Below are 20,038 nucleotides of genomic sequence, written 5' to 3'. Positions count from 1 at the left end.
CTTGATACTAAATACATAGATAAACAAATGTTAAATCGTCCGCGAAGATTACGGAAAAACCCGTTAGTGAGAGAGATGGTAGCCGAAACACGGTTGTCAAAGGATATGTTTGTGTACCCTTATTTTGTGGTGCCGGGCAGCAATGTTACCCACGCCATTGATGCCATGCCTGGTGTAAACCATTATTCTATTGATACGCTGGTAAAAGATGTGGAAGCCGGAATGAAAAAGGGGCTCAATAAAATCATGCTTTTTGGTGTTGGTGATGAAAAATCAGCAGATGCCAAATCGGCTTACCACGATCATTCCTTGGTGCCGGTAGCGGTACGCGAATTAAAAAAACAATTCGCCGATGATTTATATGTGATTACTGATGTGTGCGTATGTTCTTATACCACCCACGGTCACTGCGGTATTTTAGAAAATGATTACGTTCAAAACGATAAAACAGTTGAAGTAATCGCAAAAATGGCATTAACCCATGCTGAAGCAGGTGCAGATATGTTTGCGCCATCTGATATGATGGACGGTAGGATTGAAGCCATGCGTAATCTTTTGGATGAAAACGGTTTTGTGAATGCAGCTATTATGAGCCACGCTACAAAATTTGCTTCAGCCTATTATGGTCCTTTCAGAGAGGCCGCTGATTGCGCACCTGGCAAAGGAGATAGAAAAGCTTATCAGATGGATTTCAGAAATCCGTTAGAGGCTTTACGAGAGGCGGCTTTAGACGAGCAGGAGGGAGCTGATGTTTTAATGGTAAAACCGGGCCTGGCCTATCTTGACATCATTCAACGGCTAAAACAGGATACCAATTTGCCGATTGCAGTTTACAATGTATCTGGCGAGTATTCGATGGTAAAAGCAGCAGCCGAGCGTGGTTGGATCGACGAACAGAAAGTGGTAATGGAAACCATGCATGCCTTTGCCAGAGCAGGCGCAAGTATTATTACTACTTACCATATTAAAGATATTTTAAATAACAACTGGCTTTAAGGTAGATGGCAGAAGGTTTTAAGGTTGAGGGTTTATGTATCCAAAATCTTTCAATTTCTGCCTTTTAGTCTTTAACCCTAATAATTCATGGTATAAGATAGAGATTTTCAGGGATTGAGGGTTTATGCGCCCTAAGCCTTACACCCTCTACCTTCTAACCCTCAACCTTTAAAAGATGTTAGATTCATTAAAGAAAATGTTTGCAGGCAATGAAGCCGATATTCCGGTAAATACAGGCAGTAAACCTGATATTTCGAGGGCAAAATCTGCTGAATTGTATGAAAAATCGAAAACGTATTTCCCTGGTGGTGTAAATTCGCCTGTAAGGGCTTTTAAATCAGTTTATGGTACGCCGCTTTTCATCGAAAAAGGTGATGGCTGTTATATCTGGGATGCCGATGGTAATCAGTTTATCGATTTCTGCGGTAGCTGGGGACCACTAATTTTAGGACATAATAATCCTAAAATCCGCGAGAAAGTTGCCGAAGTGATGCAGAATGGCATGAGCTTTGGCGCACCAACAGCCCTGGAAAATGAACTGGCAGAATTGATTATTAAAAACAACCGTTTTGTAGAGAAAATCCGTTTTACCAGTTCGGGTACCGAAGCCGTAATGTCAGCCATTCGTTTGGCACGCGGATTTACCAATCGGGATAAGATTTTAAAGTTTGAGGGCTGCTACCATGGGCATAGCGATTCGCTTTTGGTTAAAGCAGGTTCAGGCCTGGTTACTTTTGGTGAAACTTCTTCTGCAGGTGTGCCTAAGTCTTTTGCCGAGGAAACCATTGTGGTTCCATTAAATGATCAGGCGGCGATTGAGCAGGCATTTACCCAGTTTAAAGATCAGATTGCGGCCGTAATTATAGAAGGTATTCCTGCCAACAACGGTTTAATTATGCAGGATGAAGAATACATTCATTTCTTGCGTAAAATCTGTACCGATAATGGTTCACTTCTAATTTTTGACGAAGTAATTACCGGATTTAGGGTTGGTTTTGAAGGTGCAGCAGCGTATTACGGCATAACACCGGATATTGTTACCTATGGTAAAATTATTGGCGGTGGGTTGCCTGTTGGTATGTATGGTGCCCGTGCCGAAATCATGGCGCACATTTCTCCTGATGGTGGCGTTTACCAGGCTGGAACGTTATCAGGTAATCCGGTAGCCATGGCAGCGGGAATTGCTACTTTAACCGAGTTAAATAAATCTGGTTTTTATAAAGATTTAAACAATAAAGCACAAGAATTTGTAGCGAGCATTCAGCGTTTTGCAACTGCACGTAATTATAAGTTTAAAGTGTTTACCATTGGCTCTATCTTCTGGTTTGCCTTTACCGATAAGGATAAAATCCAGTCGGCTGATGATATTGATGCCGGCAGCATGGAGAAGTTTAAAATAATGCACCGCGAGTTGCTGAATAGAGGAATTTATTTAGGTCCATCGGGATATGAAGTTGGTTTTGTATCTTCAGCTCATACCAAGATTGAATTGGAGAAAGCAAAAAGAGCTATTTTTGAAGCATTGGATTTGGTGTTTAAGAAATAGTTCTTAACCCCTTATATAATATTGAGCGATGGTTCGTGTGGACACGAACCAAGGAGAGAATTAATCGGTGTAATCAAATCACCCATATAATCAACCCAAGGGAATGAAGAAATCTATAATTATATTTTACGCATTATTGCTTTATGCACTGGTTCAGCTCATTTCGTGGGGTACCTTGGTGGTGCGTTTGCAACCCAGCCGCATGACGATGATTATGGGGGAGGGTTCGGTATTTTTATTTTTGCTTGGTTTCGGTGGCTATTTTCTGCATCAGTCGTTAAAACGTGAGGATAAATTACGTGAGCAACAGCAAAATTTTTTAATGTCGATTACGCATGAGTTAAAATCTCCATTAGCAGCTATAAAACTTTCCATCCAAACCATTGTTAAAAGAGATTTGGATAAAGCGCGTCAAATTTCGTTGTTAAACAATTCTTTAAAAGATATTGAGCGTCTGGATGATCTGGTCGAAAATATGTTACTGGCTACTAAAATTGAAAACCGGTCTTATACCTTTCCTAAAGAGGAGTTTAATTTTTCAGAGCTGGTTTATAAAATTACTGATCGGCTTCAGGTTCATTCCTGTGGCAATGAACAGTTGATCAATGCCCATATTCAGCCAAATTTGCAGCTTATGGGTGACAAATTTGCCTTATCGTCTGTTGTTACCAATTTAATTGAAAATGCGGTGAAATATTCAAGTCCCTGCGATGAGATAAATGTGCATTTAAACAAAGTGGATGGACATATTCAGTTTAGCGTAATTGATAAAGGGCCGGGTATTTCAGATGCCGAAAAAATGTTGATATTTGATAAGTTTTACCGCGTTGGTAACGAGAATGTCAGAAAAGCGAAAGGAACAGGTTTAGGCTTGTTTATTGTGAAAGAGGTTTTACAATACCATGATGCAGATATTACAGTAAAAGACAATCAGCCTCATGGAAGTATTTTTGAAGTAACATTTAGTTAGTTAATCTCAATTATGTCACAAAAATTAAGAATTCTATTGGTAGAGGACGAGGATCACTTGTTAGATGCCATCAAATTAAACCTCGAACTGGAAGGTTATAAAGTTCACGCCGTTAAAGATGGCAAAACCGCTCTTAAAGTTTTTAAAGAAGAACGCTTTAATCTAATTGTTTTAGATGTAATGTTACCTGAAATGGATGGTTTTCAGGTTTGTGAAACCATACGTTTAGAGAATGCAGAAGTTCCAATCATGTTTTTAACTGCGAAGAACACTTCTGAAGACCGTGTTCTCGGTTTGAAAAAAGGTGCTGATGATTATTTGGTTAAACCATTCAACCTGGAAGAATTGATTCTTCGTGTTGGTATTCTGGTTAAACGCAGTTTAAAATCTGATGATCTAAAAGAATTGAATTCTTACAAAATTGGTGATAAAACCATTTATTTTAACTCTTTTGAGCTGAAACATGATGATGGTACCATCACACCCTTAACCAAGAAGGAAACCATGCTGTTAAAATTGCTTATTGAACGTAAAAATGATGCGGTTTCGAGAGAGCAGATTTTAGAAACCGTTTGGAATTATGATGTTTATCCATCAACCAGAACTATTGATAACTTTATTTTAACGTTCCGTAAATATTTCGAGCCAGATCAGAAAAATCCGGTTTATTTCCATTCGATTCGTGGCGTAGGTTACAAATTTACCGATAGTCATTAATGTATAATAATAAGGGCAGATATGCTTTAATGGCCGTTTTCCTGCTTGCCGGATTGGTTTGTGTTTTTTACCATCAATACCAGTTGGCAGCGCTTTCGGCATTATTGATGTGTTTTGTAATCTGGAGCCATTTTAAACATGGTTCGGTTTTAATGGCTTCGAAACATTTCAAAAACAATGATTTTGGGAGGGCCAAAGCCTTGCTTGCCGAGGTTACACAACCTGAACGTTTGGCCAAAAGCCGCAGGGGTTACTACGAATTTATGCAGGGCAATATGGCGTTGAAGGAAGAAAACTTTGATAAGGCCGAATATCACTTTCAACTGGCAAGCCGTTTTCCGGTAGGAGGTAAGAATGAAAAATCGTATGTACTGATTCACCTGGCTAATCTCGCATTGCGCAAAAAAGATCGGGAAAGAGCAGAAGCCTATACCAAAAAGGCTAAGGAACTTGCTGAAACCCAACGTTCGAAAGATATTATTGTTAAAATTGAAAAAGAAATAGGTAAGTTATAATACTAATATTGTCATTTTGAATAACGAAGCACCGGTTTAGGGATAAAAAGGTACTTCGTTTTTTTTTTATTTATACCTTTGCAAAATTAATTTTAGACTTTTCGTCCCTTAGCAAATCGTTATGCTGAATTCAGTTCAGCATCTTTTATATGTTGGGCCCAAAAATGGATTCAGGGTGACGATAAGTGAGATACCAAATACAAATCATGAAGAATAATTTATTTTTAGACGCAGCATTTTCAAAACAAACCGAACGCCCACCAGTATGGATGATGCGTCAGGCAGGTCGTTTTATGCCACAATATTGGGAAATTAAAAACAAATACTCTTTTTTGGAGATGTGTAAAACCCCCGAAATTGCAGCAGATGTAACAATGTTACCTGTTGATTTATTGGATATCGATGCAGCTATTTTATTCTCTGATATTTTGGTAACCGGAGAGGCAATGGGTGGCGATTTAAGTTTTACTCAAGGTGTTGGTCCTAAGTTTGCAAATCCTGTTCGGACGGCCCAGGACGTTGAAAACCTAAATACTGATTGTTTAGATAAACTGCAGTATGTTGCCGATGCAATTAGGGTAATCCAACAACGTTTAGCTGGAAATATTCCTTTAATCGGCTTTGCCGGTGCACCTTTTACGGTAATGAGTTATTTAATTGAGGGAGGTTCTTCCAAAGATTTTAAATTAACCAAACTATTTATCCATAACCAACCAGAACTGGCACATAAACTTTTGGCTAAAATTGCTAAAGTAACGGCCGATTACCTGAATCTTCAGATTGCAGCCGGTGTTAATGCCGTTCAGATTTTTGATAGCTGGGCACTGGCTTTATCATGGAACGATTATCAGGAGTTTTCACACCGATATATTCAGGAAATTATTGCCAATCTGAACAGACAAGATATTCCGGTAATTTCTTTCTGTAAAGGAAGTTCGGTTTTTGCTCCGATTATGGCCGAAGCTAAACCAGATGTAATTTCGGTTGACTGGAATGCTGATTTATTGAATATTAAAAATGCTTTACCAGCAGGCATTGCCGTTCAGGGGAATTTGGATCCACATATATTGTATGCTGATAAATCCGTAATCAAGGCGCAGATCCATAAACTGTTCGAGCGCATGCGTGGTACGGAAGGTTTTATTTTTAACTTAGGTCATGGTATTATGCCTGATATTCCTTTCGATAACGTAAAATATGCAATTGACGTTGTAAAGGAGTTTAGGTATTAACCTCTAAAGTCGCTACAGGAGAATTTGTAGCCCCATCAGAAATTGATTATATTTGAGTATGGAAACATTAATTATCGATATTCCTGAAAATAAAAGTTCATTAGTGAAAAGCTTATTGAAAGAACTTGGCGTAACTATTCATGAAAAAAGTAGTGAAAAAGTTAGAATTCCAAATGAACTTACCCGGAAAACTATTGAAGATGCGCATAAAGGAATTGGCATTAGTGAACCTATTAAAGATATCAAATCATTTCTCGGTTCTTTATAATGTTTACGCTAAAGGCAACTAATCAATTCAAAAAGGATGCAAAGAAAATAATCAAAAGAGCATCTAAAAATTTCGACTTGATTGAGCGTTTTTTGGAAGAATTGAAAGTTGGTGGTGCGGTTGGTCTGGAAAAAAAATATCTTCCCCACAAACTTACCGGGAATTACAAAGGTAACTGGGAGGCTCATATTAAACCTGATTTGCTGATTATCTGGTTTGAAATAACAGAAGAAAATGAGATTATCTTGATTAGGTTGGGTACTCATTCTGATTTATTTTAAATAAAGGTATAATTCATTCGGACACATAAATGATAGAAACCTTATTGCCTTATTACCAGTATTTCAAAGCTGTACACATCGTATTTGTGATCAGCTGGATGGCTGGGCTCTTTTATATCCTAAGTCTTTTTATCTACCATACAGAAGCAAACGATAAACCCGAGCCGAAAAAAAGTATCCTCCGGAAACAGTTTGTTAAAATGGAAGCTACTTTATGGAAAATCATTGCTACTCCAGCCATGATTATTTCTGTTTTGGCTGGGGCATCGATGTTAACTTTAAATTCAGGCCTGCTTCAAGCCGATTGGATGTGGGTTAAGCTTGGCTTCGTGATCGGCCTGCTTGTCTATCATTTTATTTGTCAGAACATCGTCAAACAGCTTAAAAACAATCAATACAGGTTAACCAGTTTCCAATTAAGGTTGTGGCGTGAACTGGCCACCATTTTTATGATTGCTATTGTATTTGTGGTGATTCTTAAAAATGCTATTAACTGGATTTATGGCTTAATCGGCATTATGGGCGTAGCGATGGCGATAATGATTGCCGTTAAGCTCTACAAAAACTATCGCAAAAAACGTGGCGAATAATCTTTTACTACGAAGTTAATAGTTCAGCAATATTTCATGTTAATTAAGCTGGTCGATACTTGATTAGTGTCGCTGGAGCTGAAGTATTATGATTTTTGGGATCGAATCAAAAATCAAGGTGAGCCCATGGCTATGCTAGCAAAAATTCTATAAAAAGCAGTATAAATAATACACATATAATTGATATTTGCATTTTTTTTGCATTCCAAAAAATGCTTAACGGCCATTTAAAAGCACTTTGTTGATAAATATCAAAGACTCAATTTTTGTTAAGTAAACTTTAAAAAATAATTAAGAGTATCTTTGTTTTCATGAACAACGCTCTAAAAATCATAGTGTTATCAACCTTAATAACCAGTGCTAAAGCCCAAATTGTTAAACCGCTGTCTGCCGACTTATTATCTGCTGCCCGTACAAACTTCAACAAAAATTTAATAAAACTGGATTCGGTTGATATCGATGATTTACCGGCTTCGGTTTATTTGTTTTCCAGAGATGGTAAAAACGAAATAGAGATTGACGGTGTTACGGTTTTAACTGACCAAAAAGAAATTATTGGCATTAAGGACATGGATCTGTCTGAAGAGTCATTGAAAAATATCAGCGAAAGACTAAAAGTTCTCGATAAACTCCAGAAAGCCTATAGCGATGCTTCCAATGATGAATATAAGTCTAGCAAAAGAAACAAAAATAACATCGTTTTCTATGATCGCAGGTTTTTTGCAATTCTGCGCGGAATCAAAACAACCTTGAGGGATTTAAAGAAAATGTATACTGCAAATCAGAATGATAAAATGAAAACGATATCAGTTGCAGCCATGAAAAACCCCAGTATCGACTGGAAGTTTTACAGCCAACTGATAGAAGCAGAACAGGATAAGACAATAGCGCTAACCAAATAATTTAGTTTTAATTCAAGCCAACCATCTATAGCGGAAATTATAGGTGGTTTTTTTATTAAACATCGGATTACAATTAATCTTAAAGATATTGCGATACCGGACCATTGATAGATTCTAAAAAATCCTCATCTCGACTGTAGCGCAGCAAAATGGATAGCGCTTTGAACTGCGTTATTGAATCTGGTTTAAGAGCTTTTACCTCGCGGTGCCTTCAGATTCACTACTGCGGTCGAAAGGACGATACTTCGGGGCCATTAAACGCTCTTATACATGAGTTATTTATAATGTTTTTATATCATAAATATTTATCAGAATGACAATTCCATCGGATCATCCCGATATGCAGCGAAGGAATCTTCCTGTAAATTTTGCTTCGATCTAAAGGCAAACTAAACTAACATCTCCTTCGCTGGTTATCAATTATAAGTTTGATCTATTGCGGTTTTAACTTATTTATCCACTAATAAGAATGAAAGTATTCCTTTTTGAGGCATAACTTTAAAACCAACACCGTTATCTCTTTCTGCAAAGAAACCCTTAATGGCATTTAAAGTGTATGAATGGTTGTCGAACTCGAAAGCTAAAGCTTTTTGTTGAATTTTTTTCAATGGCAGCTTCTCCGGATAGTGAATATTTAATTCCAAATACCATTTTTTTGACGGTTTATTAAGAAGTTTTATTGACATCGCCTGCTCTGTTAAATTTAATACAAACTTACCATGTTCAGTTGGCCATGTGATCTTTGTTGAATATCGACCTATATTTTCAAAAGTCGGTTGTCCACCTTTGACAGGCGTGGCTTTTCCGTTTTCATTTACCATCAAACGTAGACCGGCAGGATTTCCATCCTTTCCCCACTGAGAGCCGTCTATAACAGGCTGCGTGTAGAAAAAACTTTTGTTGATGGTTGTCACTGAATTTAAGTATCGGTCAGGGATCTTTTCATTGAATAGATGAATGTCGGCGATGCGCAAAGTACTTTTCTCCCACAAGATATTCATCCTATAGAATCTACTATTGTACCAAATCGTTTTTTTATCACTATTACCCAGATCCTTTTCTACCGTAAAGGTGGTTGCCGGCGTAACTTTGTAAGTTTTTGAAAACCATTTCCCCGATTGCTCCATCGTTTCAACCCTAACCTTACCTTCATCTCTTAAATGGGCAATTATTGGCATTTGTATTTCAAGCCCTTTTTTCATGTTAGACCAGGTAAATGAATTTTCCTGTCCGGCCTGTGTATAATTAAAGCCCAATGCAGAATCTTTAGTAAAGGTTTCAAAAAACCAGTTAATCCAGTTTTTATTGCCGCCTGCCTCGGGATATACGGGTTCTAAAGTAACAACAGCACTTCCGTTGGCATATTGCCTGATGGGGTCACTTCCAAGCATGCGAAATACGGGTACCGGGATTTGAGCTGAAGCGTGTTGGGCCGGCATGTAAGCGTTGATTTTGCTTGGATAATAAGCTTGGTTCCAATAACCGCCCCACAAGGTAAAACCATCTGTTCCAATCTGATCTTTACAGTTTGCGGTGGCAACAATTTTATATTTATTATACATGTAATTCAGGGAATGGGCATCGATAACCCAGGCTGCAACAGACCTGGGATAGTGACCAAATATTTTTTTGAAATCATTAAAATAAACATCAATTATCTTTTCCCTTTCAGCTGGTGTATAACCTACAGAAAAACCAATGTCTGAATGCCAGTCCCAGGCATATTTTCCACGCCACTTGATTCCTGCTTTTTCAATAAGGGGTTTAGGAAGTTCCCACCAGGCACCTAGTTCAAATTTATCTTCTGGAAGCGCTTTAAGTAATTTTTGATAACGCTCATCAATAAGGGCATCATACTGTAACAAAAATGTGCCACCCAGGTCGTTTTTGGTCATCAGCTTTATTTGCTCCACAACGGTTTGGTAAAGCACATCCGGTGTTACTTCTTTTTCCCGAGGTTCTATTGCCCTGATAAAATTAACGATGTTGATGATCCTTGGGCTTTTTTCCTGCTCTTGTTGCGGCTGCTGCGCAAAAGAGAAGCTAATATTGGTTAAGGATACCAAAAAAAGGTAAATAAAAATATATGATCTTTTCATAAATAAAATATTGGTAAAACCCTGCAGAAGCCAGTTCTGCAGGGCATTAAATTAATATGCACCAAATTCGGCAAGGTGTACACTCGATGAGCTATAACTGGATAAGATAACGAATTTTACATAACGGGCATCAACGAAATCAGTTAACCATTTTTTTTGCTGATTTCTAACAGCATTGAGCGTAAACTGTGCTGCCGGCTTCCAGTTAATATTGTCCATACTGGTTTCTATACGAACATCCTGAGGTTTACCACCCGCACCGTCAACCTGCCTCGCAGTGAAATTTACCCCGTGCAGGGTGAGTACCTTACCCATATCTATTGTAATGTAATGGGGTGGCCCCGGGCTGGCACCCTGCCATTGCGAATGCCAAAAGCTCTGGATATTATTATCCAGTACAAATATTGCCCTTCCGTTATTTGCACCTTCGCCGTTCGCCTCCTGAGAGGAGAAATCCACAACTTTCCACGCAGAACGGTCGTAATCCGGATAATCGGCCTGATTAGGCTGTGAACTGATTAAAAAGTAAGTGGTTTTAAGTTTCTCATTAATTTTGAAATCAGAAGACACACTCACAGGTAGCAGGTAATTTCTGAACATTTTTATTGCATTACTACCCGTCGTTTTTACCGAAATTTTAAACGGCGAAGTGGAAAGGCTTCCTTTAGGTATAACAGATTCTGTGGTACTTAACTGATAAGCACCATCAGGAAGCGGCTCATAATTTGTATTGTTTAATGTATTATAGCTGTTTACCAAAGTATTATCTACGCTAAACCGAACCCGAATGTCATTCTCAGGATAACCCATACCTCCGAAATTTGCACCATAAACGAACGACTGGTCAACATCTTTAACTTCTAATGTTTTGCTCACAGTGCCGTTTACAGATTGAGGCATGTAAACCTGATTGTAACTGGCTTCATCCTGCTCGGGCAGCATAACGGTCTCTTTACAGGAACTGGCCATTAATATTGCGCCACCCAGCATCAATATTTTTATAATTGACTTCTTTTTCATAATTTTTTATTTACCAGAATGGATTTTGAACTATTGAACGGTTTCTATCTAATTCATACTGCGTTATTGGCCACCAATAATAAGATTGGCGGAAAAGGTGAGGGGTCGCTGTAGGTACTCTTTTATAAAAATCATTACCATCCTTACTAATATCCATCCCATGCATGGTACCCATTACCTGTGGCGCAATTTTCCAGCGTCTGATGTCGTAAAAACGATGCCCCTCGTAAGCCAGCTCAATACGGCGTTCAGCCCAGATCTTACTGCGCATTGCAGCCTGACCAGCCGGGATGGCAACTTGTCCCGTACCTCCGCCATAGGTTGGGATACCTGCCCGCTCTCTGATTGCATTAAGATAGTTGAGTATATCTGGGGCGCCAGGCTGGTACTCATTCAAGGCTTCGGCATAATTAAGGTAGATCTCTCCAAGGCGAAAAAGAATAAGCGTTCTGGATTGTACCTGTCCGTTTCCGCCAGCGCCAACATTGGTTTGCCGCCCAACATTCTTGCGTATCAGATAGCCGGTTTTCGAAAAGTCTGTTGGATGTCCGTTTCTTCCATTAACACTCGATAAAAAGAAACTTATTGGTGCCGGAGCAGACATGGTGCCTCCTTGCCATATACTGTTATTGTATGTTACCCCATGATAAAATCTTGGCTCGCGATTAAGGTACATATTAGATACTTGTACACCAGAAACATTGGTAAAACCTGCCTCTGAATACAGCGATGATTCAGCAGGTAGGAGGCCATCTGACATGAAATAGGAATCAACTATTTCCTGGGTAGGGGCCAATCCACACCATCCACCCGCCTGTCTAGGTGTCGCGTGCACATCCCAACGAGCCAGATCGTTCGATTTTCTTACAAATATCTGCTCTGAATTCCAGCTGTTAAAAAACAAACCATCCAGTGATTTTACCGGATCTCCTGAAGCATCCTTATAGAGACGATAAATATTCAGGTCGATAACGGCCTTAGCTGCATCTGCGGCCCGCTTCCATTTCAGAGCATCATAAGTTTGTGAAATTAATGGTGTCCCATCTTTACTCACAAAGGAACTAACTTCAGTGTTTCCATTGTACTGGGGACTGGCAGCATATAATAATAATCTGGATTTTACAGCAAGTGCTATACCTTTGGTAATGCGGCCGAATTCAGCGTCACTCGTTTGCCCGTTACGTTGAGGTTGCAAAGGCAAAACAGCTGCAGCTTTATCTAACTCACTTGCCACATAATTTACGCAATCATCAAATTTACTCCTCGGTATTTGCATATCTGCAGCTACAGCATCAGGAGGCGTTACTTCTTCACCCATTAACACAACCGGGCCATACTGACGCATCAACAGGAAATAAAAGTACGCCCTTAAAAAACGGGCTTCAGCTTGATACTGATCAATAAGTTGCTGTCCATTCAATGAACGGATCTCAATATTTTCATTAATGTGCTGCATGAAATAGGTTGCAGAACGAATACCCTGGTAATAATTACCCCAGCGGTCGAAAATAACGTTTGAAGGGTTTAGATTTCCAATGTTAACCGGATAATTTGGACCACCTGCCCAGGTTAAATCAGCCTCGTCTGCACATCCAACCATCGGATAGCCATCTATCGCATTGGATTCATCTGGTACAAAACTATACACATTGGCTAAAAATGCTTCTGAAGATGCTTTTTTGCGAAATACCTCTTCAATGGTTATTCTATCGTTAGGCACCTGATCCAGGAATTTTTTACAGCCCGTCAGCATCGTACCGCAACCTGCCAGTAGTACAATGATAAATTTCAATTGTTTCTTCATCTTTATGTCCTTAAATCAACTTATTAAAAATTACACCTTAAACCCATATTGTAGGTTTTTAGCAATGGATATTGCGAACCCCTTCCGTCACCCAGCTCAACATCCCATAGTTTGAATTCACTTGTAGTTAACAAGTTGTAGCCAATGAAATAAATGTTCAGGTTTGATGCACCAATTTTTTTCAACCATTTTTTGTTTGCGAAATTGTAATTCAATTCTACCGTTTGCAAACGTAAAAAGGAGCCGTTTTTAGTCCACCATGAACTCGTTTCGTAATTCATGTTATCATTTCCATATGTAATTCTTGGGTAGAGTGGGTTAGAGGCATTGTTTTGCGGTGTCCAGCGGTCGGTGATGGCACTGAATAAATTTCCGCGTTCGCCCCCAAGCCTGAATGGCTGGAAACCATCACCATTGAGAAAAATATCAACATTACTGATGCCCTTGAACCATCCAGCTAAAGACCAGTTCTTCCATTTAAAAGTAGGTCCAAAGCCGTATACGATTTCAGGAATACTTCCATAACCAATAGGTGCCTGATCGTAAGAATCAATTTTCCCATCGCCATTTAAATCTTTGTACTTAATATCTCCAGCCTTGTTAATGCCTGTTTGATAGGGACTGTTAGCAACATCTTCATCAGATTTAAACAAACCTTCATCTATATAACCAAATCGTTGACCTAACTTGCGCCCGATTCGCTGTTGCCATGGATAAGGCCATGGTGCATTTGCATCATCGATAACGATAGCCCTGTTCCAGTTGATGTTTCCTCTTATGCCAAGGGTAAAATCACCTAATCGCTTCTGGTAATCTACCGTTGCATCGATACCGGTATTGTTAACTTTGCCCAAATTTGCATAAGGCAGATTGGGAACCCCAACTGTTAATGGGACATCCCCACGCTGCCTGAAAATTCCGTCTCTCTTCTCGCGGAATAAGTCTGCAACAATTGAAAGTTCGTCTTTAAATGCCTTTAGCTCAATACCTAAGTTATATTTAGTTGCCCGCTCCCAGGAAACGTCCACTGCATAATCTCCAAAATTTAATCCGTCAATGTTATTATTGGTGTTGTTTTGCCCATACGAGTATCCTCCCTGATTGGTAATGGTACTGATATAGGCAAAGCGGCGGCCTCCAATGTTACTGTTACCAACCGTACCATAAGAGAAGCGGAATTTCATGAAAGATAAAACGTCTTTGATGGGTTCATAAAACTTTTCCTGCGAAACAACCCAGCCTAGCCCGAAGGATGGGAAAAATCCGAACCTTTTTTCAGGTGCAAATGTTTCAGATCCGTTATAACCAAAATTGACCTCGGCAAGGTATTTATTGTCGTAGGCATAAGTTAATCTACCTGCTAGCCCCATATAACGGTAGGGAATAGAGGTGATGAAGTCGCCAGCGAAGGCCTCCACCCGGTCAGATTGATTGTAAAGGACCATGGCACCAAAATCATGCGCTTTAATTTTTTTGGTGTAGTTGATGGCGCCTTCCATGTAGAACTGTCGGCTACCGCCATTTTCCCGTCCATATCCGAGATAGTTGGTGCCAATCTGGGTTTGATCAAATAAGAGATTACCATTCGCATCCCTGCCTGTTGCCAAAAAGCCATCAACGGTTTTTGATCTTGAAATTTTGTGGTTATTATAGTTGTCATAAGAAAACATGCCAGTAACAGAAAGTCCATCTGTCAGGAACGATAAATCCTGGGTAACCCTTAGGTTACTCCATAATTGTCCACGGAATTCAGTTGCATAGCCAGACTGAGTAAGTATGGTGTATGGATTACTTACATCACCAGTACGGATTTTGGAGGCTAATCCATTAGAATATTGAATAGGGATGGTAACAGGCGTTAATACATAAGCTGCGTTAAAGATATTCCCAGTACCTGATCCCGGATAGTTTCCATTACTTAACCATCCTGATACGCCAAAATCGACTTTAGTCGTTTTGGTAACGTCTAGCGTAAGATTGGAAGTGAAATTAAAGCGGCTGAATTTTATCGATGAGTTGTAATTGGCCAATTCATCGGTTTTGAACATGCCGGTTTCATCATAGTAACCAACAGATAGATAATATTTAGCCTTTTCGGAACCGCCATTAGCATTTACCCTTAACCTGCGGTTATTACCTGTATTCTTAAGAATTGCATCAAACCAGTTCACGTTCGGATACAAATCCGGATCTGTCTGGTCGCGGGTGGCGGCAATGCGGGCAGCAGAATATCTCGGGTTGGGATCATTGGGGAAGCTGTTTCGGTAGCCTTCATTTGCGATTTCCATGTAAGTTACCCCGTCAGCAAATTCAGGTAGTTTGGTAAACTGTGTCAAACCCTGATCGTACTGCGCATTTATAGTCGCCTGGCCAACACGTCCTTTCTTAGTCTGGATAATGATCACCCCATTCGCACCTCTTACCCCATAAAGTGCGGTAGCAGATGCATCTTTGAGTACGCTGAAACTGGCAATATCTTCCGGATCAATGTTATTGAAGGAACGTTCAACCCCGTCTACCAGTATTAAGGGAGAACTGCTTGTAAATGTCGAGATACCCCTGATGTAAATCTCGGAATTATCATAACCAGGTTCTCCACTGCGCTGAACGCCAACAATTCCTGCTACGCGACCTGCAACCAAATTAGAAATATTGGCTACCGGCTGCTTAAGATCATCTACCTTCACTGTACTCTGGGCACCAATTGATGTGACTTTTTTCTGTGCTCCGAACGCAACAACAACAACTTCATTTAAATCAGAAGTCTCTTCCTTTAAAGAAACTTCATAGCGGATTGGCGTTCCTAACCTGAGTTCGGTTGTTGTAAAGCCGGTCATCCGGAAAACCAGTATGTCACCTGAGGTAGCCTCAAGCCTGAATTCTCCATTAGTATCTGTTGTTGTTCCTTTTTTAGTCCCTTTAACAAGCACCGAAACCCCTGGGATTGGCTTTCCAAGTGTATCGGTTACCTTTCCCGTTATTTGGGCAAAGTTTTTTAAACTACCGGACTTTTTCTGGAGGGTTAAAGGCTTAGAGTCTGTTAGCACTCTTGCCAAGTTTGAAGCCTTGGCTAAAGGTGAAAGTATGAGCATCGCCACACATAGCGAAAGCGTAAACAGCAATTTTAGCCTTGATTCATCCCGAAAGATGAAGAACAGGCGATTTGTAAAAAATTTAGATTGCATAATTTTTTTTAAAAAACGATAAATTAGGTTTATTGATCTCAGTTTGGGCCAGACACGGCCTTTTACTTTTTTGCAGACGTGTGAGATTAAAACCCCAGCCTCGGCTACGCTTTCTGTCCATGCTCATCGAAATGGTTTTCTGTAATTATTTTTAATCATAGTAATTGTTTATGGTTTGGTATTATTAAACTCTGGCGGTTATTGGGCTATTCTTTTGTTAGCGGTTGTTCGGTAGTGTAAACTGGAATTCGAGCGTGGGCGATCGGTTATGTTTCAATTAGTTTATTATGGATATTATGCTTAAAAGGCGTTAAAATGGGTTCAACATTACTGCTTGAATTGCATAAAAAAGAAAATGCGTTTCCATACAATGCCTTCGGCATTTTAGTTAGTGTATTCATATAGTTAATATTTGGTTATTTTTATTGAGGCCAATATCCAGCGATTGAATTAAACTTCCATCCTCAACTGTCTGATAGATATTGTCGATTGTGCTTGTCTAAAACGTTTTATATTAACAAGCTGCTGAATTGATTGCTCCATAGATATAGTATTTCTTACCTGTAGAGACTTAGCTCAGTCAAAAAAAAATCGGATAATTTTCCCCGAAGAAAATTTTGAAATCTCTTACCCCCATAAGGCTTTTTCATTTGTCACTTATAAAACCAAGTATAAATTCAACGTCAGTTTCAGGAGAGATCTGGATACAGGCGTCAACAAATGATAATGAAGAATTATTTAAAATTTATAAAGCTTAACGAGGAATCCATTACCCCGAAATACCTGCAGATATACAATGCTTTTCTCGCTGCTGTAGAAAGCAATCAGTTAGAGGTTGATGATGTACTCCCATCTATTAATGATCTTAGCATTGCCCTGGATGTTGCCAGAAATACGGTAGAGCGGGCATACCGTCAGCTAAAGAATTTCGGTGTAGTCGACTCCGTTCCCGGCAAAGGTTATTATATCTGTAAGGTTGACTTTACCCATCCGATAAAAGTCTTGTTGCTATTCAACAAATTAAGTAACCATAAAAAAATTATTTACGATGCTTTGGTCGCCAGGCTGGGAGAATTCGGGGTGATTGATTTTTACATTTATAACAATGAAATCAATGTCTTCAGGAAAATTATTGAATCTAAAGCCGACTCATATGACAAGGTTGTTATCATACCGCATTTTTTTGATGAAGAGGAAAGCACCTATACACTTATAGAAACCATAAACAAAGATAAACTTGTTCTCGTTGACAAATTGATTAAGGAAGTCAACGGTGATTTTTGTGCCGTCTATGAAGATTTTCAAAAAGATATTTATGGTGCATTGGTAGAACTTAAAGATAGGCTCAATAATTATAAAACCATAAAAATCATATTTCCTGCAAACAGCTATTATTCTAAAAATATTTTGGAAGGTTTTATAAATTTTTGTGTACACCATTCCTTCGATTATGAAATTCTCTCCAATTTAAAAAATGAGGTGATGATGGAGGGTACCGTATATATTAATTTGAGAGAGGATGATCTTATAGAACTTATCGAACAGCTCATCTCCACCAACCTGGTGCTTGGCCAAAACGTAGGTATTATCTCATACAATGAAACGCCTATAAAAAAAATAATTCTTAATGGTATAACTACAATTTCAACTGATTTTATGATGATGGGAGAGACAGCGGCAGATATGATCATGAGTGGATGTAAATCTCATGTATCTATACCTTTCAAAGTTACACAGCGAAATTCAGTATGATGTTTTGATGGGATAGTAGGTGACGGTTTATATTAATCATAATATATCTTTGTGGGTATGTTAGCGGCTAATTAAAACTGACGCTTAAAAAGGATATAAGGCCGGTCTTTTCGTTGAGAAACGCTTTTGGTTGAAAGTGACTGGCCTTCCTTTTTTAATGTTACACAAGTTAAATACACAGACGTAAAATTGAAAACCCGTATCGATGCGAACAGTAATGCCATTACAGACAGATAAGGTTGCGGGGTTGTTATGATATTGTTACATTTGATTACGGTGAATACTCAGCCTGATTTGCGATTCAACAAAACGTTATCGAATGACCAAATATAACGCAGCTACGGATACTCAGCTTTTGGACTTGTTAAAGTCCGGAAACCGTTGTGCTTATGCTGAACTTTATCAGCGGTATTTTGGCATACTTTACGTTCATGCCCGCAAACGACTCAAAAATACACAGGAAGCTGAAGACGTTGTTCAAGAGATTTTTGTAGACTTATGGTCTGGCGCCCAATCTATTAATATTCACACCAGTTTATCCAATTATTTAATTACCTGCACCAGAAATAAAATATTAAACCTTATTTCACGCACTGGTTTCCAGGAAAAGTACAAAATATCATTGGCTGTAACTGAAAAATTTGAGTCTCAGACGGATCATCTGGTGCGGGCACGTCAGCTCTCAGCGCTCATTGCCAAAGAAATTGAGTGTCTGCCTCCAAAAATGAAGCGCGTATTTTTAATGAGCAGATCTGAACACCTGACTTATATTGAAATAGCAAAGGACTTAAATATTACAGAACAATCTGTAAGGAGCCATGTTAAAAATGCCCTTAAGGTTTTAAGATTTAGGCTGGGCCTGTTCTTCTACATTGTTTTGTATTTTATAAAATAATTCGATTTCTCTACCCCTATACCATTTACTTAATTGTCTATAAGATATAAGCGATAATTATTTATGCCTGAATATAAGATTAATGATTTACTGAAAAAGTTTCGTCAAGGTACAATCCTTCCTGAAGAACAGGCATTCCTGGAAACCTGGTATCTCAACTGGAATTCTGATAATCAGCACTTTACGGAGGATGAGATAAATGCTGCGAAAAGCAAAGTCTGGTTATCGCTGAATTCTCCGGTGCACAGGCTTAAGCCTTGGTATTGGCTGTCTGCCGTTGCAGGTATTTTGCTATTCATTATCGTATTTTGGTTCTATAAAGAAAGAGTTGATAGTCCCCGCACAAATTTAGTTGTTCAAAGAGCACGTACAGACTTCAAACCCGGTGGGAACAAAGCAATATTAACATTGGCCAATGGGGAAGAGGTTTCACTGGGAAACCCCGCGAAAGGCGACGTTGCAAGTCAAGGCACTGTACAGGTGACGGAAACAGAAACCGGAAAATTGGTATACAAAGGGCGTAAAGAAATTTCGGAAGCAGTAATGATAAACAAATTGACCACCCCGCGTGGCGGTGAATATCAGTTGGTATTATCTGACGGAACCAAGGTTTGGCTGAATGCAGCTTCATCCATCAGTTTTCCGGCCGCATTTGAAGGTAATTATCGAAAAGTTTCTATAACCGGCGAAGTATATTTTGAGGTTGCCCATGATAAAAAGAAACCTTTTTTAGTCACCGCAAGAGAACAGGAAATTTCTGTCCTGGGTACCCATTTTAACATTAGTGCCTATCAGGATGATGAATTTGTTACCACCTCGCTGATCTCGGGGGCAGTGCGTGTTACAAACTTAAAAACTAAAGTGGAAAAGTCAATACGGCCCGGGCAAAGCGCAACAACTTCCTCCGCAAATGATGATGTATTGATCCATGCAATAGATAGGGACGAGATATTGTCATGGAAAAATGGCTATTTTCAGTTTGACAATCAAAATGTCTACAGTATTATGAAAGTTTTGAGCAGGTGGTACAATGTAGATGTTCAATTCCTGAGCGATAAAAATACAGAACACTTTGGCGGAACTTTTTCCAGAGGAAAGCAGCTTTCAGAAATATTAGCAAATTTGGAAAAATTGGGAAATGTTCATTTCACTATAACCCCAAAGAAGGTAATCGTCACCGATTAATCCACAAACCAATCATATTAGAAAGGAGGAATTTCTGAAAAAAAATAACTAACTCATTAAACCAGGAACGTTGCGACCGTC

General features: G+C 39.1%; 17 protein-coding genes. 13 read left to right on the top strand and 4 right to left on the bottom strand.

Annotated features, from left to right (window positions below; translation table 11 throughout):
* Positions 1-75: 75 nt before the first annotated feature.
* The 10 genes from hemB (at position 76) to DV942_RS08140 (ending at position 8,017) form a co-directional block, all read left to right on the top strand.
* Positions 76-996: a porphobilinogen synthase gene (gene hemB, locus DV942_RS08185; RefSeq protein WP_244950855.1), complete on the top strand. Its 921-nt coding sequence runs from the start codon at positions 76-78 to the stop codon at positions 994-996.
* Between the two features lie 175 nt (positions 997-1,171).
* On the top strand, positions 1,172-2,542 hold the full coding sequence (gene hemL, locus DV942_RS08180; RefSeq protein WP_145856719.1) for a glutamate-1-semialdehyde 2,1-aminomutase: 1,371 nt from the start codon (positions 1,172-1,174) through the stop codon (positions 2,540-2,542).
* 103 nt (positions 2,543-2,645) lie between these two features.
* Positions 2,646-3,512, top strand: a complete 867-nt coding sequence (locus tag DV942_RS08175; RefSeq protein ID WP_090981597.1) for a sensor histidine kinase — start codon at positions 2,646-2,648, stop codon at positions 3,510-3,512.
* A gap of 12 nt (positions 3,513-3,524) precedes the next feature.
* Positions 3,525-4,229 (top strand): response regulator transcription factor, encoded by a 705-nt coding sequence (locus DV942_RS08170; protein ID WP_039477978.1) that lies wholly within the window; start codon positions 3,525-3,527, stop codon positions 4,227-4,229.
* On the top strand, positions 4,229-4,744 hold the full coding sequence (locus DV942_RS08165; RefSeq protein WP_145856717.1) for a hypothetical protein: 516 nt from the start codon (positions 4,229-4,231) through the stop codon (positions 4,742-4,744). The genes DV942_RS08170 and DV942_RS08165 overlap by 1 nt, the downstream gene beginning before the upstream one ends.
* A gap of 206 nt (positions 4,745-4,950) precedes the next feature.
* Positions 4,951-5,976: a uroporphyrinogen decarboxylase gene (gene hemE / locus DV942_RS08160; protein WP_145856715.1), complete on the top strand. Its 1,026-nt coding sequence runs from the start codon at positions 4,951-4,953 to the stop codon at positions 5,974-5,976.
* A 58-nt stretch (positions 5,977-6,034) separates the two neighbouring features.
* Positions 6,035-6,244, top strand: a complete 210-nt coding sequence (locus DV942_RS08155; RefSeq protein ID WP_145856713.1) for a hypothetical protein — start codon at positions 6,035-6,037, stop codon at positions 6,242-6,244.
* The gene (locus DV942_RS08150) at positions 6,244-6,525 is read left to right on the top strand and encodes a type II toxin-antitoxin system RelE/ParE family toxin (protein WP_145856711.1); all 282 of its coding nucleotides are present in this window, start codon (positions 6,244-6,246) and stop codon (positions 6,523-6,525) included. Before DV942_RS08155 ends, DV942_RS08150 begins: the two co-directional genes overlap by 1 nt.
* A 29-nt stretch (positions 6,526-6,554) precedes the next feature.
* Entirely contained in the window at positions 6,555-7,115 is a 561-nt protein-coding gene (locus DV942_RS08145; protein WP_145856709.1) for a CopD family protein, read from the top strand.
* 311 nt (positions 7,116-7,426) lie between these two features.
* Positions 7,427-8,017 carry a hypothetical protein gene (locus tag DV942_RS08140; RefSeq protein ID WP_090981607.1) on the top strand — a complete coding sequence of 197 codons (591 nt, stop codon included), beginning with the start codon at positions 7,427-7,429 and terminating at the stop codon, positions 8,015-8,017.
* Between the two features lie 449 nt (positions 8,018-8,466).
* Here the strand turns inward: DV942_RS08140 and DV942_RS08135 are convergent, their stop codons facing one another.
* The 4 genes from DV942_RS08135 to DV942_RS08120 are packed head-to-tail and all read right to left on the bottom strand — an operon-like array spanning position 8,467 to position 16,125.
* Complete coding sequence (locus DV942_RS08135) at positions 8,467-10,116, bottom strand: hypothetical protein (RefSeq protein WP_145856707.1); 1,650 nt, start codon at positions 10,114-10,116, stop codon at positions 8,467-8,469.
* A 51-nt stretch (positions 10,117-10,167) separates the two neighbouring features.
* On the bottom strand, positions 10,168-11,136 hold the full coding sequence (locus DV942_RS08130; protein ID WP_145856703.1) for a BT_3987 domain-containing protein: 969 nt from the start codon (positions 11,134-11,136) through the stop codon (positions 10,168-10,170).
* A 10-nt stretch (positions 11,137-11,146) separates the two neighbouring features.
* Entirely contained in the window at positions 11,147-12,940 is a 1,794-nt protein-coding gene (locus tag DV942_RS08125; RefSeq protein WP_145856701.1) for a RagB/SusD family nutrient uptake outer membrane protein, read from the bottom strand.
* A 23-nt stretch (positions 12,941-12,963) separates the two neighbouring features.
* Positions 12,964-16,125: a SusC/RagA family TonB-linked outer membrane protein gene (locus DV942_RS08120; protein WP_145856699.1), complete on the bottom strand. Its 3,162-nt coding sequence runs from the start codon at positions 16,123-16,125 to the stop codon at positions 12,964-12,966.
* 726 nt (positions 16,126-16,851) lie between these two features.
* Here DV942_RS08120 and DV942_RS08115 point away from each other — a divergent pair.
* The 3 genes from DV942_RS08115 (at position 16,852) to DV942_RS08105 (ending at position 19,957) form a co-directional block, all read left to right on the top strand.
* A complete protein-coding gene (locus DV942_RS08115; protein ID WP_244950854.1) occupies positions 16,852-17,877 on the top strand; it encodes a GntR family transcriptional regulator in 1,026 nt (341 codons plus the stop codon).
* 319 nt (positions 17,878-18,196) lie between these two features.
* Positions 18,197-18,772: an RNA polymerase sigma factor gene (locus DV942_RS08110; protein ID WP_145856695.1), complete on the top strand. Its 576-nt coding sequence runs from the start codon at positions 18,197-18,199 to the stop codon at positions 18,770-18,772.
* A 63-nt stretch (positions 18,773-18,835) separates the two neighbouring features.
* Positions 18,836-19,957 (top strand): FecR family protein, encoded by a 1,122-nt coding sequence (locus DV942_RS08105; RefSeq protein WP_145856692.1) that lies wholly within the window; start codon positions 18,836-18,838, stop codon positions 19,955-19,957.
* The last annotated feature ends 81 nt before the right edge of the window (positions 19,958-20,038 follow it).

Source organism: Pedobacter suwonensis (genome assembly GCF_007833675.1).
GTDB classification, from domain to species: domain Bacteria; phylum Bacteroidota; class Bacteroidia; order Sphingobacteriales; family Sphingobacteriaceae; genus Pedobacter; species Pedobacter suwonensis.
The sequence above is the reverse complement of the archived record's forward strand: the minus strand, read 5'-3'. Positions and strand labels throughout refer to the sequence as shown.